At 70.7% G+C, this 7015-nt stretch carries 7 protein-coding genes and 1 pseudogene; 6 read left to right on the top strand and 2 right to left on the bottom strand.

Annotated features, from left to right (window positions below; all coding sequences use genetic code 11):
- A pseudogene (locus tag HWY37_RS05275) lies at positions 1-630 on the bottom strand (NADP-dependent malic enzyme); the annotation flags it as partial.
- A 107-nt stretch (positions 631-737) separates the two neighbouring features.
- Here HWY37_RS05275 and HWY37_RS05270 point away from each other — a divergent pair.
- The 5 genes from HWY37_RS05270 to HWY37_RS05250 all read left to right on the top strand — a co-directional run bounded on the left by HWY37_RS05270 (position 738) and on the right by HWY37_RS05250 (position 4931).
- Entirely contained in the window at positions 738-1706 is a 969-nt protein-coding gene (locus HWY37_RS05270; protein ID WP_175211826.1) for a LysR substrate-binding domain-containing protein, read from the top strand.
- A 168-nt stretch (positions 1707-1874) separates the two neighbouring features.
- The gene (locus tag HWY37_RS05265) at positions 1875-2423 is read left to right on the top strand and encodes a hypothetical protein (protein ID WP_175211824.1); all 549 of its coding nucleotides are present in this window, start codon (positions 1875-1877) and stop codon (positions 2421-2423) included.
- Positions 2420-2914, top strand: a complete 495-nt coding sequence (locus tag HWY37_RS05260) for a hypothetical protein (RefSeq protein WP_175211822.1) — start codon at positions 2420-2422, stop codon at positions 2912-2914. Before HWY37_RS05265 ends, HWY37_RS05260 begins: the two co-directional genes overlap by 4 nt.
- Before the next feature lie 193 nt (positions 2915-3107).
- Positions 3108-3911: an AraC family transcriptional regulator gene (locus HWY37_RS05255; protein WP_176088046.1), complete on the top strand. Its 804-nt coding sequence runs from the start codon at positions 3108-3110 to the stop codon at positions 3909-3911.
- An 81-nt stretch (positions 3912-3992) separates the two neighbouring features.
- Positions 3993-4931: a DMT family transporter gene (locus tag HWY37_RS05250; RefSeq protein ID WP_176088045.1), complete on the top strand. Its 939-nt coding sequence runs from the start codon at positions 3993-3995 to the stop codon at positions 4929-4931.
- On the opposite strand, the gene HWY37_RS05245 is transcribed toward HWY37_RS05250, so the two are convergent.
- Entirely contained in the window at positions 4928-5410 is a 483-nt protein-coding gene (locus tag HWY37_RS05245; RefSeq protein WP_175208569.1) for a MarR family winged helix-turn-helix transcriptional regulator, read from the bottom strand. The two genes, HWY37_RS05250 and HWY37_RS05245, sit on opposite strands and share 4 nt — an antisense overlap.
- A gap of 179 nt (positions 5411-5589) precedes the next feature.
- Here HWY37_RS05245 and HWY37_RS05240 point away from each other — a divergent pair, with 179 nt between their 5' ends.
- Entirely contained in the window at positions 5590-6945 is a 1356-nt protein-coding gene (locus tag HWY37_RS05240; protein ID WP_246302190.1) for an MATE family efflux transporter, read from the top strand.
- Positions 6946-7015 lie beyond the last annotated feature (70 nt).

Here is a 7015-nt window from a genome sequence, read left to right as displayed (position 1 = left end):
CAGGTCCACCATCAGGTCCAGGCAGGCCAGCGCCGCGGCGCCCGCGCCCGACGTCACCACCTTGACCTGCTTGATGTCCTTGCCCACGACCTTCAGGCCGTTGATGAAGGCCGCCGACACCGTGATGGCCGTGCCGTGCTGGTCGTCATGGAAGACGGGAATCTTCATGCGCTCGCGCAGCTTGCGCTCGACGGTGAAGCACTCCGGCGCCTTGATGTCTTCGAGGTTGATGCCGCCGAAGGTGGCTTCCAGGCCGGCGATGATCTCGACCAGCTTGTCCGGGTCGGTCTCGTTGATCTCGATGTCGTACACGTCCAGGCCGGCGAACTTCTTGAACAGCACCGCCTTGCCTTCCATCACCGGCTTGGAGGCCAGCGCGCCGATGTTGCCCAGGCCCAGCACCGCGGTGCCGTTGGTGATCACGCCCACCAGATTGCCGCGGCCGGTGTACCGGTACACATTGGCCGGATCAGCCACGATTTCCTCACAGGCCGCCGCCACGCCGGGCGAATACGCCAGGGCCAGGTCGCGCTGGTTGACCAGCGGCTTGGACGCCACGACGGAAATCTTCCCTGGGGTGGGGTACTCGTGATAGTCCAGTGCTGCCTGGCGGTCCGATTGCGTATTCATGGGGCAGAGCCTCCTTGTCTTGATATAGGAAAAATTCTAGGCTCCAATACATAAGAAGATCATTCAGATTCCATATCGTCCCATAATCTTTACCTTATGCACCGCCTATGACAGCCTTTGATCCGGACCTCGTCATCCGGAAACTGACCTCCCGGCTGAAGATGCGCCACCTGGTGTTGCTGCTGCAGATCGAGCAGCACGGCTCTCTGACCCGGGTGGCCGAGCACATGGCCACCAGCCAGCCGGCCGTGACCAACGCCCTGGCGGAACTGGAAAGCATGTTCGACGTGCCCCTGTTCGAGCGCTCGGTGCGCGGCATGACGCCCACGCCGCTGGGCGCCGTGGTGCTGGCCCGGGCCCGCGCCCTGGTCCATGACCTGGGCCACCTGGTTCAGGAAATGGAGGCCGTGGCGGCCGGCCACGCCGCCCACTTGCATATCGGCGTGATTCCCTTCGTGTCCGGGCAGATGCTGTCGTCGGCCATCGGCCGCACCCTGCCCCAGGGCCGCCGCATCACCGCCACCATCCATGAGGGCCAGGGGCCCGCGCTGCTACGCCAGCTGCGCGACCACACGCTGGACATGGTGGTGGGCTGGGCCACGCCCTCCGTGGACATGGACAATCTCGGCTTCGAGGTGCTCTACCACCAGCAGCCGCGCCTGATCGCCAGCCGCCGGCTGGCCGCCCGTCTGGGCCGCTCCAAGCTGGAATGGAACCGGCTGGCCGACCTGGACTGGATCCTGGGCACGCCGGACAGCCCGATCCGCGAGCAGGTGGCCGAGATTTTCCTGCGGGCCGGCCTGGCGCCTCCGACCCCGTCGGTGCAGAGCGACTCCTCCAAGCTGATCGGCGAAATGATCGTGGCCAGCGACCGCGCCGTCGCCATCCTGCCCGCCGACATCGCCGACGAACTGGTGCGCATCGCCGGCGCCGCCATCGTGCCGTACTCCTTCGACTGGACCCTGCCGCCGATCGCGCTGTTCACGCGCGCGGGGGGCTTGCGCCGCAACGTCGACGCGCTGTTCGCCGCGGCGCTGCGCGAGGCCTACACCAAGGGCGCTCGCGCGCCCGCCTGAGGCCAAAGGCGCGCACCCCGGAGCCCAACGCCACGCGCACCCGCCAGGGTCGCGGGCGACGGGCGGCAGCCGCCGGGAAAATTGCCAACAAATGCAAATACGCTCGCGCCGCGGCCGCGCGCCCTCCTATACTTCCCGCGCCAAGCATCAAGCAGGAGGGCACGCAGTTTGTTCACACCACCGCCCATCAACGCGGCCCGCGGCGCGGTCGCCCTCATCGCCCTGGCCGCGCTTGCCGGCCTGTCCGGCTGCAATTCGCTGCTGAACGAAGGCACCGGCGCCGCCGCCGGTATCGCCGGCACCGCCATCGCCAACAAAGTCACGGACAACGCCACCGTCGCCACCGGCATCGGCCTGGGCGTGCAGGCAGGCGCCAAGGCCGCGCTGGCGTACGCGCAGCGCAAGACACGCGGCGAGGAACAGGACGCCATCGCCATGGCGGCCGGTCCGCTGGCGGTGGGCAAGGTGGCCGACTGGCAGGTCAAGCACCAGCTCCCCATCGAAAGCGACGCGCGCGGCCAGGTCACCGTCAGCCGGCTGATCGGCGGCGTGAACCTGGAATGCAAGGAAGTGGTCTTCTCCATCGACACGCCCGCCGACAAGGCCGGCGCCGATCCCCAACGCGAGTTTTACGTCACCACCGTCTGCCGCGACGGCGAGCACTGGCGCTGGGCCAGCGCCGAGCCCGCCACCGCCCGCTGGGGCTCCCTGCAGTGAGGCGCGCCGCGAGTCTGCTGGCGCTGGCCGCCTGCCTGGGCCTGGCCGGCTGCCAGAGTTCCTCCATCGGCGGCGTCAGCGGCGCCGTGGTCGGCACCGTCAGCGGCGCGGCCACCGCCAATCCGGTGGCCGGCTACGCCATCGGCGTCACGGTGCAGGCGGCCGTGGACGCCACCGTCAAATACGTGCTGCGCGAATGGAAGAACGACCAGCAGAACGTCATGGCCAACGCGGCCGGCGCGCTGCCCATCGGCCAGGTCCGGCAGTGGGAAATCCGCCACTCGCTGCCCGTGGGCAACGAGCGCGGCGGCATCCAGGTGGTGCGCGACATCGCCACGCCGCTGGCCCATTGCCGCGAAGTGCTGTTCACGGTGGAACAGAAGGACGCGCCCGCCCCCGCCTACACCAGCACGATCTGCCAGCAGGCGGGCGGCCAGTGGAAATGGGCCGCCGCCGAGCCCGCGGTGGCGCGCTGGAACGGGCTGCAATAGGCCGATCGCAACGCTGCTGCGGGCCGCGGGAACGCTTGCCGCAGCAGCGGCCGCCACGGGGTCGCCTGTCGCAGAGCCGCCTACCTCAAGGTCGCCTGCCGCAGGAACGCCTGCCGCAGGGTCGCCTGCCGCTTGATGCCCCATGACTGGCGGGTGATACTGCCTGCAAGCCTCCCACTTCATCGCCATCACCATGAGCCCAGGCCAGTTCCTCATGCAACGCAGCGCGCTCGCCGGCGTGCAGGCCGTGGCCGCGCACAGCCGGCATGCGTTCTCGCGTCACACGCACGAGCAGTTCGGCATCGGCGTCATGCGCCTGGGCGCCCAGGTCTCGCACAGCGGCCGCGGCCAGGTCGAGGCCGGCCCCGGGCACGTCATCACGGTCAATCCCGGCGAAGTGCACGACGGCGCTCCCCTGGGCGACGGCGTGCGCGCCTGGCAGATGCTGTACCTGGATCCCGCCGTGGTCGCCCAGGCCGCGGCCGAACTTGATGCGGGCAATCAAGGCTACGAATTCGAACACCCCGCGCAGGACCGGCCCGCGCTGGCGCGCGACGTGCTGGCGCTGTATGCGCAGGCCACCGCGGGCGCCGCGCCCCTGGCCTGCGACGCGCTGCTGCTGCGCATACTGGCGCAGGCGCGCGATGGCGGCGCCAGCCGCCTGGAGCTGCCGCGCGCCGTGCCCGATGCCATCCGGTATGCGCGCGCCCTGATCGACGACGACCCGGCCGCGTCCCTGTCGCTGGCCGACCTCGCGGCGGCCAGCGGACTGAGCCGCTACCAGGTGCTGCGGGCCTTCGCCCGCGCCACCGGGCTCACGCCCCATGCCTACCAGGTGCAGCGCCGGCTGCTTCTGGCGCGCAGCCTGATCCGGCAGGGCACGGCCCTGGCGGACGCGGCGGCGGCGGTCGGCTTCGCCGACCAAAGCCACATGACCCGCCTGTTCGTGCGCGCCTATGGCGTGTCGCCCCGCCGCTACGCGCTGGCCGCCGGCTGAGCGCTGCAATTTCGTTCAAGACCCGCCCCCGCCCTGCCGCCTAGCCTGTGCGTCTTTTCTGGACGAAGCGCGGGTCGGTACATGAACAGTCGCATGCGGGGTTACTGCTATCTGGCCGCGGCCATGGTGCTGGTGGGCAGCACGGTGGCGGCCAGCAAGATCATCGGATCGGGCCTGCCGCCCTTCACGGCGACGGCCTTGCGCTTCGCCATCGCGCTGCCCTGCTTCGCGCTGCTGATGGCGCTGACCGGCGCGCGCCTGCCGCGGCTGGAGCGGCGCGACTGGCTGCTGCTAGTCGCGCAGGCCGCGGCCGGCAGCGTCGGCTACACCACCTTGCTGATCGCCGGATTGCAGCGCGCCTCGGCGGTCGATGGCGGCATCATCCTGGGCACCCTGCCCCTGGTGTCGGCGGCCATCGCCATCCTGCTGCTGGGCGAACGGCCGGGCAAGGCCACGCTGGCCGCCATCGCCGCGGCGGGCTTTGGCGTCTGGCTCATGATGAGCCACGCCGCCGGCGCGGGCGGCGCGCGGTCGCTGGCGGGCAATGCGCTGATCCTGGGCGCGGTGCTGTGCGAGGGGCTGTTCATCCTGCTCAACAAGCGGCTGCGCCAGCCGGTGGCGCCGCTGGCGCTGTCGACCCTCATGGCCGGCTTCGGTTTGGCGTTCTCGGCGGCGGCCAGCGTGGCGGAAGCGCCATGGACGCTGCCTCTGCCCGCCTCCGCGCTGATGGCGGTGGCCTACTACGCGCTGGCGCCCACGGTGGGCGGCTTCCTGCTCTGGTATGCAGGCGCGGCCCGCGTCAACGGCGCCGAGGCCGCCCTGTTCACGGCACTGGCGCCGGTGTCCGCCGTGGCGCTGGCCGCCGGCCTGCTGGGCGAATCGTTGTCCGCCGCGCAAGCGTCGGGCATGGCCTGCGTGCTGGGCGCGGTCCTGGCGTCGGGCTGGTCCGGGCTGCGCGCTCACGGCAAGCCGCCTGCTGCCGCGCCCGGGACCGCCGGGCGTTGCGCGGACCCGCGCTAGCCGCGGCTGAAGGCCAGCGCGAACTCCTCGGAAAAGATGTCGGCCAGCGAGCGCCGCAATGCCGCCGCCCGCTCGGCGCCATAGGCGGTCTCGAAGCGGCGCTGCGCGTCCTTCCACAGGCGCTTGGATTCCGCCAGCTTGGCGCGGCCCTTTTCGGTCAGCGCCACGCGGCGGCTGCGCCCGTCCAGCGGATCGCGCGACATCTGCACGTAGCCGTCGCGCTCCAGCGGCTTGAGGTTGTGCGCCAGCGCCGAACGGTCCAACACCATGGCCCGCGCCAGATCCGTCATGGACGGCTCGCCCGCGCGGGCGATGTGCACCAGGATGGAATGCTGCGAGACCTTCAGGCCGCAAGGCGCCAGCACCGTGTCGTACAGCTGCGACACGCGCCGCGTCGCCTTGCGCAGCGCGGCGCCGTTGCAGACGAGCGGGTCGGGAGCAATGGAAGCAGCGGGAGCGGAGGACTGTTCTTCGGACATGGCTGGCGCAACGGGAAGAGGAAGGCGGGAAGGACTCAACGCTACCGCCGGGTTGGGCACGAGTCTAGCCTATATTGACATTTATTGGCATATGCACGTAAATATCCGGACCTCATCCACCGGTCCACTCCATGTCCGCGACCCCGCCGCCCCGCCCAGCCAACGCGCGTCTGCAAGCGATGCTCCACGCCCCCATCGCGCCCACGCTGGCGCGCCTGGCATGGCCCAACATCCTGATGATGCTGGCGCAGTCCTCCACCGGCCTGATCGAGACCTGGTTCCTGGCACGCCTGGGCACGCCGGTGCTGGCCGGCGTGGCCCTGGTGGTGCCGGTGCTGATGCTGATGCAGAACATGTCGCAGGGCGCGATGGGCGGCGGTATCTCGGCCGCGGTGGCCCGGGCGCTGGGCGGCGGCCGGCAACAGGAGGCCGACCAGCTGGTGCTGCATGCGGTGGTGCTGAACGCGCTGCTCGGGCTGGCCTTCTGCGCGCTGCTGCTGGCGTTCGGCCCGCAGCTGTACCGCGCGCTGGGCGCCGAGGGCGAGGCGCTGGAGGCGGCCCTGGCGTACTCCAACGTCATCTTCGGCGGCATCGTCCTGATGTGGCTGATGAACGCGTTCGCCAGCGTCATCCGCGGCACCGGCAACATGCTGGTGCCGGGCGCGGTGATCTGCGGCGGGGCCATGCTGCTGATTCCCCTGTCGCCCTGCCTGATCTTCGGCTGGGGCCCGTTTCCCGCGCTGGGCGTGGCCGGCGGCGGCTGGGCGCTGGTGATCTATTACGCGCTGGGCGCCCTGATCCTGGGCCTGTACTGCGCCAGCGGACGCAATCCGGCGCGGCTGGTGCCCAGCCGACTGCACCTGGGCCTGATGCGCAACATCCTCAATGTAGGCGCGCTGGCCACGATCAATCCGCTGCTGACCAATGCCCTGGTGGCGCTGACCGCCGCCCTGGTCGGCGCCTACGCGGGCACGGCGGCCGTCGCCGGCTACGGCATCGCCGTGCGCCTGGAGTACCTGCTGATGCCCATCGCCTTCGGGCTGGGCGCGCCCATGGTGGCGATGGTGGGCTCCAACATCGGCGCCGGCCAGCCCGAGCGCGCGATGCGCATCGCGCTCACTGGCGGCGCGATGGCCTTCGTGCTGGCCGAGGCCATCGGCCTGGCGGCGGCATTCTTTCCCGAGGCCTGGCTGCGCCTGTTCGGCGCGCAGGATCACATGCTTGAAGCCGGCGCCAGCTATCTGCGCATCGTGGGGCCGCTCTATGGCTTCTTCGCGCTGGGCTTTTCGATGTACTTCGCGTCGCAGGGCGCCGGCCGCCTCAAGTGGCCGCTGCTCGCGGGCCTGCTGCGGCTGCTGCTAGCCATCGGCGCCGGCGGCGTCGCGCTGCGCCTGACGGGATCGCTGAGCCTGTTCTTCGCCATTGCGGCGCTGGCCATGTGCGTCTACGGACTGGTCATCCTGGCCGCCGTGGCGTCGGGGTCCTGGTTCGAGCGCGGCTTTGCGCGGAAGCGCGGGTTGTACGCGCGTCCATAGCGCGCGGGGACTCGGACGCCTCGCGCTGAGGCGCGGACGCGTCGATCTCGGCTGCGGACGCAGCGCGTCG

This window comes from Achromobacter anxifer (assembly GCF_903652925.1).
GTDB lineage: Bacteria > Pseudomonadota > Gammaproteobacteria > Burkholderiales > Burkholderiaceae_B > Achromobacter > Achromobacter anxifer.
This window is presented reverse-complemented; position numbering and strand designations above follow the sequence as displayed.